The following is a 16,200-nucleotide window of genomic DNA, read 5'->3' as shown; positions in this document are numbered from 1 at the left end:
CGTTTTCCGTTCCTGGAAATGCCGGACCTACGCGAAGATTGGACTGCTTAATCGTGCCGGCTATGGAGTTCGGCGATATCTTCGATATTGCCGATCTGGATGACTACTGGATTGACCGAAGCCCAGCTCTGCATGGGACGCCATGCAAAACGCCATTCGTTTTGGCCTGCGAGGTTCTGCGCCTTGGAAAAAATCTTGCCGAGTGGACTAGGTGCACCATAGGAAATAGCCGCATCTATGCCCGCCCAGTTAGGCAAAACCTTTTGCGCTGCGCGATGTACGCGCTCACCGAATTCCTCGGCATCGTGCACCACCAGATAGGAATCTATGCTGGGCATGGCGTCGAACAGGGTGCCGTCCCAGGTTTTGGTCATGCTCAATACCAGGTAACTGTCATTAGGCAGCAAGATCTGGTCTGATGTTGGCGGACTGAGGCGGAACTCGCCCAGGGATAAGGAACGCTCCAAACCATTGCGCTCCGAGAAGTAGTACAGCTTGGAAGGACGCTTACTATCAATCAAAGTCATGCTGCGGCCCCCGAAAAAAATAATGATGGTGATACGCCGGTAATAAGTACCAGCCCAGCCATTTTAAGCAGATTCGCGGCGGCGTGCCTGAGCTATGTTTATTCCACGCAATTTATTTCGTGCGTCTCACTTAGCCAGATTCGGATGCCGCCAGCGATACCAGGCCAGGCCTAGCCATTCATGTAGGGCATAAGAGCTCAATTGCAAGCCCTGACCGGATGGCAGGAAGTCGGCCGGGGTAGCGTGTGCGCGGCTGACGAAGATGGTCGGTGCGGCCGCAACCTCCAGCCCGGCTTGCTGGTAAGCCCATTTGGCGCGCTGCATATGGATCGCATCGGTAACCAGCAAGATACGCTGCACACCTGCGGCACGCAGCATGCGCGCTGACAATTGCGCGTTTTCGGCAGTGTTATTGGAAGCCTCTTCCAACCAGCGCACCGGCACTGAGAAATCTTCCTTCAATACGCGCGCCATCTCGCTGGCTTCAGATGTACTCCCACCATCCGGATGACCACCGCTGACCAATACCGGCAAATGCGTACTGCGATATAGATTCGCCGCATACCGCAGGCGCTGCAGGCTGGCCGCACCCGGAATGTCTTGCCCGGCGTATTCCGGCGCATTGCTTAGACGGCCGCCACCAAGCACCACGATGGCTTGTGCCCCGGCAGCATCGCCAACTTGCAATGGAGGGTTTTGATTTTCCAGCGGCACGATGAATAGTCCGGCACCGAACCGTGTGCTGCAAACCGTCAACACCAGCAAAGCCAGTACTGACACGGCCACACCCAGACGCGGCCAGCGTGATCGCAGCAACAAACCCAGCGCGCACAAGAGGATCAGGTTTAAGGGCGGCAACAGCAATGCGCTCGCTGCTGCATTAAACAGCCAGCCGCTACTCAAGACGGTATCGCTCCTGCCATCAGCATGAAGCGCTTACTCATCCATCTGCGGTTCGGCTATGGTCCGCAACTGGAAGCGGCCATCCTTATTGAAGAGCCAGGTTTCGATCACTTCAACGCGGCCATGGCGCAGCAAGGACGGCGCGGGCTTGGGGAAAGGCGCGGTATTGCGCACACTGGTGAGTGCCGTGGTCTCGGTCACGCGGTCGCGATTCGAGCGCATGATTTCGCTGCGCAACAGGCTGCCATTCGCATCGACCACATACTTGACCACCACTACCGAGCGCAGCAAGGCTTGCGGCCGACCGATATAGACCTTGGTGGAATTAACCTGCGTAATGCGATGGGCCAATGCGAGCTGGTACTCGCTGATCGAGTCAGCCGTGGAAGTGCCGTCCGGTGTGGTTTCTGCCGGCTTGTCCAGCAAAGTGCGCGCGCCGCAGCCCGCCAGTAACAGCGCCACTGCACATATGGTGATCCGCATTTTTATCATCGCTCTTTTATCTTCTGCATGAAATCAACTATCCGATGCGCAACCAACCGCATCTCGTCAGCGACTATCTTAACGACATCGCGCGCACATCGCCATCTTGCTGTTGGTCACTACTTGTTCAGACAAAGCCTTGCTGCAAACGGAATTGTTCAGTTGCCGCGACCAATGCGGCCGCAGTGCCGGGCTCCAGCGCCGCATGGCCGGCATCTGCGATGATCTGCAAACGCGCCTCTGGCCACGCTTCATGCAAGCGATACGCAGACACCGGCGGACATACAGCGTCGTAACGTCCCTGCACAATCATCGCCGGCAAATGCCGGATCTTGCCGATGTCACGGATCAACTGGTCTTCTTCCATAAAACCCTGATGCAGGAAGTAATGCGCCTCCAGTCGCCCCACGCCCAGCGCCACCACATCGTCGTTCAACATCTGCTGTATTTCCGGCGGTGGTTTCAGGAACAGGCAACTGCCCTCATAACGACTCCAGTCGCGCGCTGCCTGCAACGACACCTCGGTATCTTCGCTGAACAAACGACGTTTATAAGCTTGCAGCAAATCCCCGCGCTCTTCCGGCGGGATAGCGGCCACAAATGCCGCATGCGCCTCCGGAAAAAACCAGCGCATGCCGTACATAAACCAATCAATTTCCGCACAGGTGCAAAGAAAGATGCCGCGCAATATAAAGCCGAGGCAGGTTTGCGGATGTGTTTGCCCATATGCCAGTGCAAGGGTCGCACCCCATGATCCGCCGAATACCAGCCACTGCTGTATGCCCAGCATGGCGCGCAAGGCTTCGATGTCGGCTATCAGCAATTGCGTCGTGTTATCGCGATACTCGCCGAGCGGGGTCGATTTACCCGCACCGCGCTGATCAAACAAAACAATGCGGTAATACGCGGGGTCAAAGAATTGCCTGTGCCGTGGCGAAATACCGCCGCCCGGCCCGCCATGCAGGAACAAGACCGGCACCCCGGCCGGATTGCCGCACTCTTCCCAGTACAGGGTATGGCGCGCATCAACCTGCAACATTCCACTGCGATAAGGTTGCAACTCGGGAAACAAGGGCAATTCAGAAGTCGAAGCATCCATAAGCTGAGCTTAATAAGTAATTGATCTTAAGCGGGAAAGCCGCAACCCGCATACCTCTGCGCGCCATCGACAAACATCGGTCGACATTCCTTGCGAACTATTCCCGCCATGCAACCTCTACCTTAATAGCTAAAAGTTGTCGCATGTGCAAATCATGCAAAATGCATTGGTACAAGGAGTGAATGAATGATGTTACTGCAAGACTGGTTTATGTTTGGTATTTCGCTGGAAGATTGGCTGCACGCATTATTGGCAACCGTCGTCAGTTTCCTCGTCATGGATTTGCTGACGCGCTTCCTGATGCGTTTAATGAAGCGCCGCATGTCCGTGCTCCACCTTCTCACCAAACGCCGCGTCGATGAAGTCATCGTCGGCACACTGGCCGGCACCAAACGTTTCCTGCTCTTGCTGCTCTCCATCCTGATCGGCCTCAACACCCTCAGCCTGCCCGCCATCGTCGAACTGCGCTTATCGCAAGTCGGCATCATCCTGATCGGCATACAGATTGCCATCTGGCTCAATCGCGGTATCAATATCTGGATGGAAAAAGTGGTCGATCCGGAAGTCGATCCCGAATTGCGCAATGCGGCCACCACTACCACCATGGTCTTCCTGCTGCGCATCGCGGTAATGCTGACCGTACTGCTGGCGGTATTGGCGAATCTCGGCGTCAACATCACGGCCTTCGTCGCCAGCCTCGGCATAGGCGGCATCGCGATCGCATTCGCGCTGCAAGCCATACTCAGCGATTTGTTTGCATCGCTGTCGATCGGCCTGGATAAGCCGTTTGAAGTCGGCGACTTCATTGTGGTTGATGATTTGCTGGGGACGGTCGAATACGTCGGTATCCGCACCACACGCCTGCGCAGCCTGAGCGGCGAGCAACTGGTGCGCTCCAATACCGAACTGCTGAAATCACCGATACGCAACTACAAGCGTATGTCTGAGCGGCGGGTGTTATTTAACTTCGGCATCACGCATGACACGCCTGTCGACAAAATTGCCGAACTATCGGCAACCGTGCGTAAAATTATCGAGGAAGCACCTTCCAGCCGCTACGACCGCGCACACTTTGTCCGCATCGGACCCAGCAGCCTGGAATTTGAAGTGGTGTATTACCTGTTAAGCCGGGAATACAGCGTGTACATGGATGTGCAGCAACACATCAATCTGGAACTCATGCGTGCCTGCGCGGAACGCGGCATTGTATTTGCCCATCCTACGACGACCCTGCATGTACCGTCTGAAGTCCATCTGTCCACCCGCCCCGTGGCGGATGCGGCGCGCCGCAAATCTGCCAACGCCTGATAACACAGCTATGTAGCGGGCCTACATAGCTTTACTTGTTCTTGCTATGGGCCTGGCCCAGGCGATGACGAATGATGTCATACACCCAGTTAAAGCAAAATGCGTACAGCATGAAGAAGGCCGAGAAGACCAGGTCGAGCATGAGCGCATCCCACAAGGACACCTCCAGCCACCAGGCTGTCAGCGGCAAGGCAATAGCCATAAAGAAAGCTTCGAAGCCTATGGTGTGCCAGACCCGCATGCGGACCGTACGACGCCAGCCATAGCGGTGTTCGAAGGCTTCATAAATGTGGTTGTAAATCATATTGCTGGCCATCGCGCTGAGCGCCAGCATCACGGCCAATGCGCCGAAATGCAGCATGTCCATACCGAAGCCATAGGACATCAGTGGAACCAGGATGATAAGCGCAAATAATTCAAACAGGACAGCGTGAATCACGCGGCGGAATAATGTATTGATAACAGGTACTCGGAAAAAACAGGCGGGAAGCGTCATTATAGGTTGCCCGTGACAAACCCGCTTGGCACCGGCCCCAGCCGATCAAAGCGCATTTTTTCGTAATGAAAATGGCAATTTCAAAAAAGATTCGACAAAGAGTGGTGACAAATTTTTTATTATGTTCTATACTTCGCCCCCTTCAGGTGTTGGTAGACGTCAACACAAGTTTGGCTGAGTAAGCGTATTTTGCGGGTGCTTAGCTCAGTTGGTAGAGCGGCGCCCTTACAAGGCGTAGGTCGGCGGTTCGACCCCGTCAGCACCCACCAATCAGTCAAACGAGCAGCCTGGAGCAGTCTAGTAGTTGGAGTGGTAGTTCAGTTGGTTAGAATACCGGCCTGTCACGCCGGGGGTCGCGGGTTCGAGTCCCGTCCACTCCGCCAGAATAAGAAAATGCCCGCGCAAGCGGGCATTTTTGTTTCCGCCCCACCTTTTCGGCGTAGCCGACATGCTGCGGATGGAGTGCGCCGCCTGCGCGGCGCACGGCGGGACTCGAAGCGATTTGCTTGCAAGCAAATCGGCGGCCTGCGGCACGTAGGCGAGTCCCGGCCACGGAATCAATAAAACCCCGCCTACCAAGCCCAAGCCGTCTCATACAAGCCGCAGAGCGGCGAGTCAATGATTCCGCCCCCAAGCCCAGTTCTGGTAACATACGAACCCGGTACACAAAGGCTCTTTGCCGCGCATATTCGCCCTGATGCGCCCAAGGCAAACGAGAAAGCAAGATGACAGATTTCAAACGCGAACCCATTCCACTCCCGAGCAAACCCGGCAAGGTCTTGCTGCATTCCTGCTGCGCGCCTTGTTCCGGCGAAGTGATGGAAGCCATGCTGGCGAGCGGTATCGAGTACACGATTTTCTTTTACAACCCGAATATCCATCCGGAAAAAGAATACCTGCTGCGCAAGGAAGAAAACATCCGCTTTGCCGAGAAGCACAACGTACCTTTCATCGATGCCGATTACGACACCGATAACTGGTTCGAACGTGCGAAGGGTATGGAAAACGAACCTGAGCGCGGCATCCGCTGCACCATGTGTTTCGACATGCGCTTTGAGCGCACCGCGCTGTATGCACATGAACATGGCTTCCCGGTTATCTCCAGCTCGCTCGGCATCTCGCGCTGGAAGGATATGAACCAGATCAATGATTGCGGAGTACGCGCCGCGGCCAAGTATCCGGATATGCTGTACTGGGAATATAACTGGCGCAAGAAAGGCGGCTCGGCCCGCATGATCGAAATTTCCAAGCGCGAGAATTTCTATCAGCAGGAATATTGCGGTTGCGTCTATTCACTGCGCGATACCAATAAACACCGCCGTGAAAGCGGTCGTGAACGCATTGCGATGGGCGTACAGTTTTACGGCAAGAATCACGAAACGCTGGTTCCCGAAGACGAAAGCAAGTAAGCGTCGCAAGCTGCCGTAAAAAAAGCCAGGCTTCAGCCTGGCTTTTTTGTTTTACCTACTTGCTCAGAACTGTTCCCACTCATCCCCTGCCGGTACCGCATTGCGCGGCACCCGCGCAAACTCCTTGTCTTCGATCTTTTGTTGCGTCGTCCTGACCTTGTGCAGTGTCGGCTTGCCAGTCACCTTCGGCGGTTCGGGTGCCGTGTAGGTCGGCACTGCGGTTGTTACTGCTGTGTCATTACCATCCAGCTTGAATACACTCACCACCTGCGACAAGTGGCTGGCCTGCCCTTGCAATGATTCCGCGGCGGCAGCCGCCTCTTCTACCAGCGCGGCGTTTTGCTGCGTGACCTGATCCATCTGCATCACGGCTTGATTGATTTGTTCTATGCCATCGGTTTGTTCCTGGCTCGCTGCAGTGATTTCGCTCATGATGTCGGTGACACGTTTCACGCTTTCCACCACCTCACGCATGGTGGCGCCGGCATCGTCGACCAGGCGCGATCCTATACTGACTTTGTCGACCGAATCGCCAATCAACTCCTTGATCTCTTTGGCCGCACTCGCCGAGCGTTGCGCCAGCGTCCGCACTTCCGACGCAACCACTGCAAAACCACGGCCCTGCTCACCGGCACGCGCGGCTTCGACTGCCGCATTCAAGGCGAGAATATTGGTCTGGAAAGCGATGCCATCAATCACACCGATAATATCGACGATTTTTTTCGCGGAGTCATTAATCTCGCCCATGGTGTCGACCACCTGCGATACCACCGCACCACCGCGCACGGCGACTTCGGAAGCGGAGAGTGCCAGCTGATTCGACTGCCGCGCATTTTCGGCATTTTGCTTGACGGTGGAAGTCAGTTCTTCCATTGAAGATGCCGTTTCTTCCAATGAACTGGCTTGCTGTTCTGTACGCGAAGACAAATCCAGGTTACCGGTAGCAATCTGATGCGAGGCCGAAGCAATGGTGTCGGTACCAAGCCGGACTTGCGTCACGATCCGCAGCAAGCCTTCGTTCATATCTTTTAAGGCTTGCAGCAACTGTCCGGTTTCATCTTTCGAATGCACGACTATGCTGCCGGTCAGGTCGCCATCAGCCACCTTGCGCGCAAGCACCACCGCCTGGCTCAAGGGGCGTGTGATGCTGCGGGTCGCGAGCACGGCAAATACTGCCGCGATCAATACCGCGATAATAGAAAAAATCCCTATCAGCAATTGCGTCTGGCTGGCTTTGGCATTTGCCTCTGCGCCTGACTTCTTCATTAATTCGTTTTGATAGTCGATCAGCTTGTCGATCGAAGTCAGGTAACTCAGTTGCGCCGGCCGCACCTCGGCAAACAGCAAAGCCACAGCCTCATCCTTCATCCCTGCCGCAGCCAGTTTGATGAAGTCATCTTTCAGCGGCAGGAATTTGCTGCGGTCAGCCTGCAAGCCGGCGATCGTCTGGCGGCCGCGCTCGGAACGCACGGTTTTTTCCAGTTCGACCAGGGCCTTATTGAGGGAATCGGCAGCCTTCGCGATCTGGGCCAGCTCGGCCTGTATCGCGGCTTTCTCTGTCATCAGCAAGGCATTGCGCATATTGCGCGCGATCTGATTGAGGTCGTCCTTCATCACGTTGGCGAGGACGGTTTTGGGATAGCGATCGCCATCCACTTCGGTAATCGCATCGTTCAAGCCGCCTATGCGAGTAAAGGCAAGCGTGGCGAGAATCACCAGCAAAGCGACGATGCTGCCGAAACTCAGGCTCAAACGCTGGCCAATTTTCAGGTTTTTCATTTTCATCTCTCTCATAAACAAGGTGGATCGTTACGACATTCCGGACTTATTTCATGATGCAAGAAGCAGACAGCAAACCTTTTATGACAAAAATATTACCACCGGGAAATCGAAAAAAACCTGACAAATTCTGGAGTTGGATGGATTCAGGCCGCGCCGGATAAGGCTTTGCGCCACAATGAGGATGAATAGATTTTTAACAAAATATCAATTCTGCGGCGAACAGGCGGAGTATGCGCACACACCAAGGTGCAAAGTTATCGAATAAGAAAAGGAATAAATTTTTTTCGGCGTTTCAAAAAATGCACCAAAATGCAGCATTTTTCCAACATATTGACGATGCCTTATGCATCGGAAGGGGGGAAACTATGATTCCCGGAATAACTCACCCTGCAATACCGGGTCTTCCGGCGGTAGCGCATCCTTCCTTGCCAGCGTACCTATGCGCACACCAAGCAGGCGGAATGGCTGGTCCAACGGGATACGTTTCAGGCATTCACCCGCCGCCTGCCGGATCGCGACGGCATCATCGGTATAAGTCGGCAGGGTCAGGTCGCGTGTGACTATCCTGAAGTCGGTAAAGCGCAGCTTGATGCCGACGGTGCGGCCGACAAAACCCTTGCGCTGCAAATCGCCTGCCACGCGTTCGCACAAGCGGGTAAAGATGCCACCCAATGCTTCACGATCACGCTTCGCATGCAGGTTGTTTTCAAAAGTGGTTTCCCGGCTGACGGACTTGGGTTCGGAGTAAGTAACCACCGGGCGCTCATCTATGCCGTGCGCAACCCGCCCCAGCCAGTCTGCATAGGAACGGCCAAAATGTTCATGCAGGACTGTCGCATCTGCCGCCGCCAGTTCTTCGATGGTGTTCAGGCCCAGTGCGGTCAGTTTTTCCGCCGCGCGTGGACCGATGCCGTTGATCTTGCGCGCCGGCAGTGGCCAGATGCGCGTCGCGATATCGGCTTGCGTCAGTATGGTCATGCCATTCGGCTTTTCCAGGTCCGAACATATTTTCGCCAGTAATTTATTTGGTGCGATACCTATCGAACATGACAATCCCGTGGCTTGCTGCACCGCTGTCTTGATACGCAATGCCAGTGCATAGGTCTCTTCGCCATGCTCACTAAGGTCGATATAGATTTCATCGATGCCACGATTTTCGATATGCGGAGCAATGTCAGCGACCGCCTGTTTGAATAAGCGTGAGTAATGACGGTAAGCATCAAAATCAGCCGGCAGCAACACCGCATCGGGTGCCAGCTTGGCTGACTTCATCAGTCCCATTGCGGAGAACACGCCGAGCGCACGCGCTTCATAAGTCGAAGTCGTGACGACGCCACGCCCGACATAGTCGCGCAACCTTGCATACTGCCGGCTACCGTCTTCCAGCGTAACAGGCGCATGCACCGACATGCCGCCAATCACAACCGGCTGGCCACGCAATTCCGGATAGCGCAACAATTCCACCGACGCATAAAAGGCATCCATATCGAGATGCGCAATGCGACGAGAATGAAGCGACTCGGCAGGCGGATGAACGGGGTCAGACATAAATGGGGGATGGAAATCGTGCGCAACGACGCATGATTTCGACAGGCCGGATTCAGCTAAAACGATATTTTACCGATGCCTGATACGCTTGACCGGACGATTTGAATTTATATCGTCGGAACACAAGAGGGAGATGCTTGCAGTTGTAACTTTATGCCGCAGATGATTGCGCGCCTGCGCGCCGCACTCGGGCAGCACGCAGGCTTACGGCATTTACTTCATCGGTTCATTTCTGATTTCAGATGCGCGGGTAGCGTTCGCATCCCTGACGGCCTCGCGGCGCTCAGCACGTGCGGCACCGACTTCTTCCTTGTATTCGGTGCGGGCACCCTGGCGCTCAGCGCGATATTCCGCATTCGCCTGGCCGCGCGCAATACGCGCTTTCACATATGGATCTTCTTTGTAGTTCAGGCGCGATTGGTCGATGTAAGCAGGGTCATTGGCTGGCACTGCTGCGGATTGTGTTTGTGTCATTGGAGCCTGCGCCGCTGCGAATTGTGCAAACATGGCGACGGCGGTGCCGGCGAGTATGGTGCTTAGCTTTATCATGGCAAGTCCTTTGTTCAATAATAAGAAACCAGGCGGCGTATCCACCCGGCAATTCATGCAGCCTGTCTGGTGACAAGCGTCACACGCCTTATTACTGACCCACCATATTGTCGAAAAGTTCAGCTTTTAAATTGTCAACATGCACTGCGGCAACTCTTCAACGAGCGCCCAGCCACCATAATGCGATCGCCGTAAGCGATAAGACCGTAGCAAGGGTCGACAATGCCACCAGGCGCCGGTAACGCCGTTCATTAGCGATCACGCCCTGCTCCAGCGTCACCACCATTTGCTTCAATTGCTCGGCCAGTTCCTTGATGTGCACTGCGTTATGCGATGCAACTTCCTGCAATTCCGTGATCTGCCTTTGCAACAAGGCTTCTTGCGTGGCGGCATTTTCATCTATCTTGCGACTTTGAAACACCGGCAGCGCGGCAGAAATAATCGTACCCACATGAGGCAGTACGGCTTTCACCGCTGGCAGTAGCCATGTATACATAATGCGTCCTTGCTTGATTGCGGAAATGAATGTCGGCCACGACCGACTGCATGCGGCCATTTAAACAGATTCATCCGTTCATCACAAATAAGCACTTCGCTTATATTTCCACTTCGTACCCGTCGGGTTTTAAGTTATATTGCAACGACGCTTGCCTGCGGACAAAATGCGCGGGCAAATAACATCAATTTTAAGAATGATTACCTCGCTCATGCTCGACCCAAATGCATTACTCAAGCCATTGAATGGCTACATCGTAGAAGACCTGACCAATGCCGATATCGCCGCCACCGGCGCGATTGCCGCATCGATCCTGGGCGACCTGGCTGCACCCGTATTGAAAATGCTGTCCGTCGCGGGCGATTCCGCTGACGACATTTCACTGGAATTTTTCCCTGACCCGGATGACGAAAGCACACCGGGCACACTAATCTTCTGGCCGGCGACCCGCACCAGCCTGAAAAGCTCGTATGACGATGCCTACCAGGCCGAGTACTCGTTGCGCCTGGCCGTATTCCTGTCGGAACGCGATGATTCGGACGTGATCTATCCGGCCGGCTTCAGCATGGTCCTGAAGCTCAATGAAAGCGCATGTGAATTGGTGAAGAACCTGCCACCGGCAGTATTTGAACGCCTCGAGTTCCAGATGAAGGGCGGCCCTTTGCCGGGCGGTTTTGAATTCCTCGATGACAGCGAACATATTCCGGTCCTGCCAAATATGCGCCGCCAGTTCCTGAAAGCGATTACCCGTGCCCACTCGGTCACCGCGAAAAAACGCAGCAAGGAATTTGAAGCAGTGATGGTGCATTACATCTGGGATAACACTGAACCACAAGCGCATTTCGAAGCAGTACTGTCGACCCTGGCAACATTGTTCGTCGCCATTCACCACCAGTCCAAGCTGTAATCCTGCCTTAGCTGCATGCCCGGCTTCTAGAACTCATTTCACAAATATCCGTGAGATGCGTTCTTACCAAAAGCGGTGCTGGCAAGGCGTGCGACGCGTCGCATAGTGGCCTATGCGCAAGGAGTACAACGCGGCCAGCGCCGCTTTTGGTAAGAACCCGAAGGGAACGGGCTATTTGGGCATATTGCTGCGTTGTGCCGCTTGCCAAGGGGACCACCCTTGGCGACGCGACACGCCTTGCACTACCTCCCAAATAGCCGCGTTCGCACTCGCGGATATTTGTGAAATGAGTTCTAGTCGGGCATGTGCACAAACAAGTCTTCCACCCTGCTCCTGGCCCACGGCGTTTTACGCAAGAAGGTCAGACTGGATTTGATGCTCGGATCGATATTGAAGCATTTGATATCGATGCGACGCCCCAGTTCTTCCCAACCATAGTGTTCCACCAAAGCCAGCAGGATTTTTTCCAGGCTGAGCCCGTGCAAGGGATCCTTGTTCACGCCAGTTTCTTTTCTTGTACCAGCACCCACGGACGTGCCACTACAGTCCACAGCAAGGCATCGGCTTCCAGCCAGATGCTGGCTTGTGCATCGCTGACCTTCGCAAGTTGCCCGGCCTTGAGCCATTGCTCAACCGCGGCTTTGTCATCAATCGAAAAACGCGCAGCCACATCAACCAGGTCAAGTTCGTCGGCCACCACGATCACCAGGCCGCCGGCAAAATAACGCAGCAATTCCTGCCACGCGATTTGCGAAGTTTCCATATTCAGTTTGGCATGCAATAACTGCTGCTCTTCGTTCGGTGCACTCATGGTTCGTTCTATGTAAAGTTCAGGTAAAAATGTTGCGGCAATATTCCCGTGCCTGCCGTCACATCAGTAATGCGGCGGTCTTTCATTCGCTGCATTCTGTTCATTGCCGGCACTCACTACATCTTTCAGGCGCCGAGCCAAGGCAGCACACAGCGCTTCCAGTTCATCGATTTTCTTTTGCTGCTGGTACACCAGCTGATTCAGCGAATCGAGCAAGTCTTCCTGCCGCGCAATCTTGATTTCAATGTCGACGATGCGATCTTCGTTCATTTTGCATCTTCCTGATAATGGTCCTGCACAACTCAGCTCTCCGTCGTGCGCGACATCCTGTGTTGGTGGAGTGCCTCGCGCCGGAAATTCCGCGAAGCTGCATGATAAAAAGGACGCGGGCAAAATTGCCGCGATACCAGCGATGCCGCCAGTGTCGTCGCCAGCAACAGCAAAGTCACATCCTGGCTGCGCGTCATTTCCATGACAATCACACTGGCAGTAATCGGTGCCTGGGTCGCCGCAGCCAAAAAGGCGGCCATCGACAACAAGGCAATCAGCCGCCCATCCACTGCACCCGGCAGCAATTGAGCGATATTGTCGCCGATCCCGGCACCTATCGCCAATGAAGGCGTAAAGATTCCGCCTGGAATCCCGGCGAAATAAGACAATATGGTTGCACCCAGCTTGGCCAGGCCAAACAGCATGCTGTCGACCGGATGGCCGTTCAGCAGGGCTGCGGCCTGTTCATAGCCGGTGCCATAGGTCGAACCTTGTGCCAGCATACCAAGCGAGGCCACCAGCAAACCGCAAACAGCCGCCAACAAAACCGGATGACGTTCGGTCCAGCCTCGCTGAGCCACCGGCAAGCAGGCCGCCGGGCCGGCCAACAACATCTTGGCAAACAAGCCGCCCAATACGCCATTAACCAGCGCGCACACCACGACTATCCACCACGAAGCATTTAATGCGAGTATGGCTTCATTGATATGGAAGTAAGAATTATTGCCAAATACCGACAACGCAATGAAACCGGCACCCAGTACCGCCGACATCACCAGGCGATCCCAGCGTACCGCCGTACCACGTCCCAATTCCTCAATAGCAAATACGACACCGGCCAAAGGCGTATTGAACGCCGCCGCCAGGCCACCCGCGGCACCCGCAGCAATCAGTGCCTCCGGCCGGAAACCGACGGCGAAGCGGGGCCGCTTTTGCCACCACCGTCCCCACGCCAACATCACAGCGGCACCTACCTGCACTGATGGTCCTTCACGCCCTATCGATGCGCCGATCAGCAAACCCGCAGCCGTCAGCACCACTTTCCACATCGACTGGACCGGCGAAACCAGGGTATTCTGCGCCGCTCCTGCCGGCAGTGACATGGCCGCAATCACTTGCGGAATCCCGCTACCGCGCGCTTGCGGGGCAAGCCTGAGCGTCATCCAGCGTATGCCCGCAAAACCCAGCGGCAACATAAGCAAGGCACTCCACCAGTAAGCATGTGTAATCTTGCGATTCAGGCCAAGCATCTCTTCCGCCAGCCAGGCAAAACCTAGCGAGCACACGGCGACGCAGGCTGCACCACCGAGGAAAATGGCAATGCGGAAGGAATGACGCGATACCCGGGCGGTATGACGCGCATGTTTTTTCATCGTACGGAAGGTGGATTGATCTGCCATCGCTCAGCTCACTCAGGTCAATGATAGTGACGGATATATCAGCACCGAAAAGACCTGCATGATCCATGCCATCAGCACAGGGACTAAGCTTCTGCCGCCTTCGGTTTTTGCAGCAGGGCTTTCAGGTTCGCCAAGCGGTTTTGCGGCGTGATGACTTCTTCTTCGGTCGGTACGGCATCGCCTTCATCCAGTTTCATTTCCTTGATGAAGCGCGAGATATCGCAATGCACGTGTTCGCGTGCGCGCTTGCGCTTCTTGCACCAGCTCACATGCAGCGAACGCTGCGCCCGCGTGATGCCTACATACATCAGGCGTCGCTCTTCTTCTATGCGTGCACCCAGCGTATCGATAGGCGCATCCGGATCACCTTTGTGCGGCAGGATACCTTCTTCGACACCGACCAGGAAAACATGCGGGAATTCCAAACCCTTGGATGCGTGCAAGGTCGACATGCGTACCGCATCCGGCTCTTCATCCTTGCCTTCCAGCATGGTCATCAGCGCAACCATCTGTGTCAGGTCGAGCAAACTCTTTTCCGGGTCGTTGCCTTCTTTACCGCCCGAGCCTTTTTCTTTCAGCCAGGTCGTGAAGTCGATCACGTTTTGCCATTTCGACTGCGCCTGCCTGTCGTCAAAATTATCGTACAGATAGGCTTCGTAATTGATCTCTTTCATCATATCGTCGAGCAGGGACGCCGCATGCCCTTCACGGTGCGCATGTCGTTCGAGATTGTTGATGAAGTTGCCGAACTCTCGCAAAGGCGTCAGTTGGCGATCGGCCAGCTTGGATTCCAGCCCGCCCTTGAATACCGCTTCGAAGAGCGAACATTGCCATTGCCCGGCAAATGCACCCAGCGCTTCCAGCGTCGATTGTCCGACACCGCGCTTGGGCGTGGTAACTGCACGGATGAATGCCGGGTCGTCGTCCTGGTTCGCGATCAGGCGCAGGTAACTAATGATGTCCTTGATCTCGGCGCGGTCAAAGAAACTCTGGCCGCCGGAGATCGTATAAGGAATGCGCTCCTTGCGCAGCGCTTGCTCGATGACCCGCGCCTGGTGGTTGCCGCGATAGAGGATTGCGTAATCAGAGAATTTGGCACGCCGTTCAAAGCGATGCGCCGACAACATGATGGCGATCTGCTCCGCTTCCTGGTCGTCATCCTGCATACCCATGACTTTGACCGGGTCACCGAGGCCGTGCTCGGACCACAGGGATTTTTCAAACAGCTTGGGATTATTCGAGATCACCGAGTTGGCCGCCTGCAGGATGCGGGTACTGGAACGGTAATTCTGTTCGAGCTTGACGATTTTCAGGTCCGGGAAGTCGACCTGCAATTGCTTCAGGTTTTCGATCGTCGCACCGCGCCAGGCATAGATCGCCTGATCATCGTCGCCCACCGCGGTAAACATCGGCTTCTTGCCAACGCCTGTCACCAGCAATTTGACCAGTTCGTACTGGCAGGTATTGGTATCCTGATATTCATCGACCAACAGGTAGCGCAAGCGGCGCTGCCATTTATCGCGCACGGTTTCGTTCGTGCGGAACAGTTCTACCGGCAGGCGGATCAGATCATCGAAATCAACTGCCTGGTACGCGGAGAGCGTCGCGACATAGCTGCGGTAGATGCGCGCAGCTTGTGCCTCGTCTTCATCCTTGGCCTGGTTCAATGCAGTATCGGGATCGATCAGGCCGTTTTTCCACAGCGACATCGCGGTTTGTATACGGCGTATCAACTGCTTGTCGGTCGTGACCGCCAGATCCTGTACCAGCGAGAAGCAATCATCGCTATCCATGATGGAGAAGCGATCCTTGAGACCGAGCTCTTTCGCCTCCTGTCGCAGGATTTTGACACCCAGCGAATGGAAGGTACTGACGGTCAGTTGCTTCGCCTGTTTTGGTTCTTTCAACAGTTTGGCAATACGTTCCTGCATTTCCAGCGCGGCCTTGTTGGTAAAGGTCAGCGCGGCAATATTCCTGGCTTCGTAGCCGTGCTCTTCGATCAAACTTGCAATTTTGGTCGTAATGACACGTGTCTTGCCCGAACCGGCGCCGGCCAGCACCAGACATGGGCCGTCCATGTACTTGATGGCATCGCGCTGGGGCGCGTTAAGACCGTGTGTGGCTGGATTCGGGGAGGTGGACATCAGGTAAACCGGGAAAGAAAGCCAGTCATTGTATCAGCCTGCGGCCCGCCGCCGCAGGCATTCGGCCT

General features: G+C 55.1%; 17 protein-coding genes and 2 tRNA genes. 5 read left to right on the top strand and 14 right to left on the bottom strand.

Going from position 1 to position 16,200, the window contains the following annotated elements; all coding sequences use genetic code 11:
* Positions 1–47: 47 nt before the first annotated feature.
* The 4 genes from ACFQPC_RS12725 to pip all read right to left on the bottom strand — a co-directional run bounded on the left by ACFQPC_RS12725 (position 48) and on the right by pip (position 3,012).
* Positions 48–527: a hypothetical protein gene (locus ACFQPC_RS12725; RefSeq protein ID WP_382272301.1), complete on the bottom strand. Its 480-nt coding sequence runs from the start codon at positions 525–527 to the stop codon at positions 48–50.
* A gap of 126 nt (positions 528–653) precedes the next feature.
* Complete coding sequence (locus ACFQPC_RS12720) at positions 654–1,430, bottom strand: YdcF family protein (RefSeq protein ID WP_382272300.1); 777 nt, start codon at positions 1,428–1,430, stop codon at positions 654–656.
* Positions 1,431–1,463: 33 nt separating this feature from the next.
* Positions 1,464–1,922 (bottom strand): TonB family protein, encoded by a 459-nt coding sequence (locus ACFQPC_RS12715; protein WP_382272299.1) that lies wholly within the window; start codon positions 1,920–1,922, stop codon positions 1,464–1,466.
* A gap of 118 nt (positions 1,923–2,040) precedes the next feature.
* Positions 2,041–3,012: a prolyl aminopeptidase gene (gene pip / locus ACFQPC_RS12710; RefSeq protein WP_382272298.1), complete on the bottom strand. Its 972-nt coding sequence runs from the start codon at positions 3,010–3,012 to the stop codon at positions 2,041–2,043.
* A 186-nt stretch (positions 3,013–3,198) separates the two neighbouring features.
* On the opposite strand from pip, the gene ACFQPC_RS12705 reads away from it, so the two are divergent.
* A complete protein-coding gene (locus ACFQPC_RS12705; protein ID WP_382272297.1) occupies positions 3,199–4,320 on the top strand; it encodes a mechanosensitive ion channel family protein in 1,122 nt (373 codons plus the stop codon).
* A gap of 31 nt (positions 4,321–4,351) precedes the next feature.
* Here the strand turns inward: ACFQPC_RS12705 and ACFQPC_RS12700 are convergent, their stop codons facing one another.
* Entirely contained in the window at positions 4,352–4,759 is a 408-nt protein-coding gene (locus tag ACFQPC_RS12700) for a PACE efflux transporter (RefSeq protein ID WP_382272296.1), read from the bottom strand.
* A 250-nt stretch (positions 4,760–5,009) separates the two neighbouring features.
* Between ACFQPC_RS12700 and ACFQPC_RS12695 the strand changes: the two genes are divergently transcribed.
* The 3 genes from ACFQPC_RS12695 (at position 5,010) to ACFQPC_RS12685 (ending at position 6,225) form a co-directional block, all read left to right on the top strand.
* Positions 5,010–5,085, top strand: a tRNA-Val gene (locus ACFQPC_RS12695).
* A 37-nt stretch (positions 5,086–5,122) separates the two neighbouring features.
* Positions 5,123–5,199, top strand: a tRNA-Asp gene (locus tag ACFQPC_RS12690).
* Positions 5,200–5,541: 342 nt separating this feature from the next.
* A complete protein-coding gene (locus tag ACFQPC_RS12685; RefSeq protein ID WP_382272295.1) occupies positions 5,542–6,225 on the top strand; it encodes an epoxyqueuosine reductase QueH in 684 nt (227 codons plus the stop codon).
* Between the two features lie 63 nt (positions 6,226–6,288).
* Here the strand turns inward: ACFQPC_RS12685 and ACFQPC_RS12680 are convergent, their stop codons facing one another.
* The 4 genes from ACFQPC_RS12680 to ACFQPC_RS12665 form a co-directional block, all read right to left on the bottom strand.
* A complete protein-coding gene (locus ACFQPC_RS12680; RefSeq protein WP_382272294.1) occupies positions 6,289–8,004 on the bottom strand; it encodes a methyl-accepting chemotaxis protein in 1,716 nt (571 codons plus the stop codon).
* A 366-nt stretch (positions 8,005–8,370) separates the two neighbouring features.
* Positions 8,371–9,555 (bottom strand): DNA polymerase IV, encoded by a 1,185-nt coding sequence (gene dinB / locus ACFQPC_RS12675; protein ID WP_382272293.1) that lies wholly within the window; start codon positions 9,553–9,555, stop codon positions 8,371–8,373.
* Between the two features lie 213 nt (positions 9,556–9,768).
* On the bottom strand, positions 9,769–10,104 hold the full coding sequence (locus tag ACFQPC_RS12670; RefSeq protein WP_382272292.1) for a hypothetical protein: 336 nt from the start codon (positions 10,102–10,104) through the stop codon (positions 9,769–9,771).
* Positions 10,105–10,261: 157 nt separating this feature from the next.
* Positions 10,262–10,600, bottom strand: a complete 339-nt coding sequence (locus ACFQPC_RS12665) for a hypothetical protein (RefSeq protein ID WP_382272291.1) — start codon at positions 10,598–10,600, stop codon at positions 10,262–10,264.
* Positions 10,601–10,796: 196 nt separating this feature from the next.
* Here ACFQPC_RS12665 and ACFQPC_RS12660 point away from each other — a divergent pair, with 196 nt between their 5' ends.
* Complete coding sequence (locus tag ACFQPC_RS12660; protein WP_382272290.1) at positions 10,797–11,507, top strand: hypothetical protein; 711 nt, start codon at positions 10,797–10,799, stop codon at positions 11,505–11,507.
* 293 nt (positions 11,508–11,800) lie between these two features.
* Here ACFQPC_RS12660 and ACFQPC_RS12655 read toward each other — a convergent pair whose 3' ends face one another.
* The 5 genes from ACFQPC_RS12655 to ACFQPC_RS12635 all read right to left on the bottom strand — a co-directional run bounded on the left by ACFQPC_RS12655 (position 11,801) and on the right by ACFQPC_RS12635 (position 16,132).
* Positions 11,801–12,007, bottom strand: a complete 207-nt coding sequence (locus tag ACFQPC_RS12655) for a VF530 family protein (RefSeq protein WP_465261804.1) — start codon at positions 12,005–12,007, stop codon at positions 11,801–11,803.
* A complete protein-coding gene (locus tag ACFQPC_RS12650; protein WP_382272288.1) occupies positions 12,004–12,318 on the bottom strand; it encodes a DUF2288 domain-containing protein in 315 nt (104 codons plus the stop codon). Before ACFQPC_RS12650 ends, ACFQPC_RS12655 begins: the two co-directional genes overlap by 4 nt.
* A 63-nt stretch (positions 12,319–12,381) precedes the next feature.
* Positions 12,382–12,588 (bottom strand): SlyX family protein, encoded by a 207-nt coding sequence (locus tag ACFQPC_RS12645; RefSeq protein ID WP_012081427.1) that lies wholly within the window; start codon positions 12,586–12,588, stop codon positions 12,382–12,384.
* 32 nt (positions 12,589–12,620) lie between these two features.
* A complete protein-coding gene (locus ACFQPC_RS12640) occupies positions 12,621–13,988 on the bottom strand; it encodes a chloride channel protein (RefSeq protein ID WP_382272287.1) in 1,368 nt (455 codons plus the stop codon).
* A gap of 83 nt (positions 13,989–14,071) precedes the next feature.
* Entirely contained in the window at positions 14,072–16,132 is a 2,061-nt protein-coding gene (locus ACFQPC_RS12635) for a UvrD-helicase domain-containing protein (RefSeq protein WP_382272286.1), read from the bottom strand.
* Positions 16,133–16,200 lie beyond the last annotated feature (68 nt).

Source organism: Herminiimonas glaciei, assembly GCF_042664955.1.
Classification (GTDB): domain Bacteria; phylum Pseudomonadota; class Gammaproteobacteria; order Burkholderiales; family Burkholderiaceae_D; genus Oxalicibacterium; species Oxalicibacterium glaciei.
The sequence above is the reverse complement of the archived record's forward strand: the minus strand, read 5'-3'. Positions and strand labels throughout refer to the sequence as shown.

Coding starts and splice junctions, on each gene's coding strand:
- ACFQPC_RS12660 (WP_382272290.1), top strand. CDS start 10,797: ATGATTACCTCGCTCATGCTCGACCCAAATGCATTACTCAAGCCATTG.
- ACFQPC_RS12715 (WP_382272299.1), bottom strand. CDS start 1,922: ATGATAAAAATGCGGATCACCATATGTGCAGTGGCGCTGTTACTGGCG.
- ACFQPC_RS12680 (WP_382272294.1), bottom strand. CDS start 8,004: ATGAAAAACCTGAAAATTGGCCAGCGTTTGAGCCTGAGTTTCGGCAGC.
- ACFQPC_RS12685 (WP_382272295.1), top strand. CDS start 5,542: ATGACAGATTTCAAACGCGAACCCATTCCACTCCCGAGCAAACCCGGC.
- ACFQPC_RS12640 (WP_382272287.1), bottom strand. CDS start 13,988: ATGGCAGATCAATCCACCTTCCGTACGATGAAAAAACATGCGCGTCAT.
- ACFQPC_RS12650 (WP_382272288.1), bottom strand. CDS start 12,318: ATGAGTGCACCGAACGAAGAGCAGCAGTTATTGCATGCCAAACTGAAT.
- ACFQPC_RS12725 (WP_382272301.1), bottom strand. CDS start 527: ATGACTTTGATTGATAGTAAGCGTCCTTCCAAGCTGTACTACTTCTCG.
- ACFQPC_RS12670 (WP_382272292.1), bottom strand. CDS start 10,104: ATGATAAAGCTAAGCACCATACTCGCCGGCACCGCCGTCGCCATGTTT.
- ACFQPC_RS12635 (WP_382272286.1), bottom strand. CDS start 16,132: ATGTCCACCTCCCCGAATCCAGCCACACACGGTCTTAACGCGCCCCAG.
- pip (WP_382272298.1), bottom strand. CDS start 3,012: ATGGATGCTTCGACTTCTGAATTGCCCTTGTTTCCCGAGTTGCAACCT.
- ACFQPC_RS12645 (WP_012081427.1), bottom strand. CDS start 12,588: ATGAACGAAGATCGCATCGTCGACATTGAAATCAAGATTGCGCGGCAG.
- ACFQPC_RS12705 (WP_382272297.1), top strand. CDS start 3,199: ATGATGTTACTGCAAGACTGGTTTATGTTTGGTATTTCGCTGGAAGAT.
- dinB (WP_382272293.1), bottom strand. CDS start 9,555: ATGTCTGACCCCGTTCATCCGCCTGCCGAGTCGCTTCATTCTCGTCGC.
- ACFQPC_RS12665 (WP_382272291.1), bottom strand. CDS start 10,600: ATGTATACATGGCTACTGCCAGCGGTGAAAGCCGTACTGCCTCATGTG.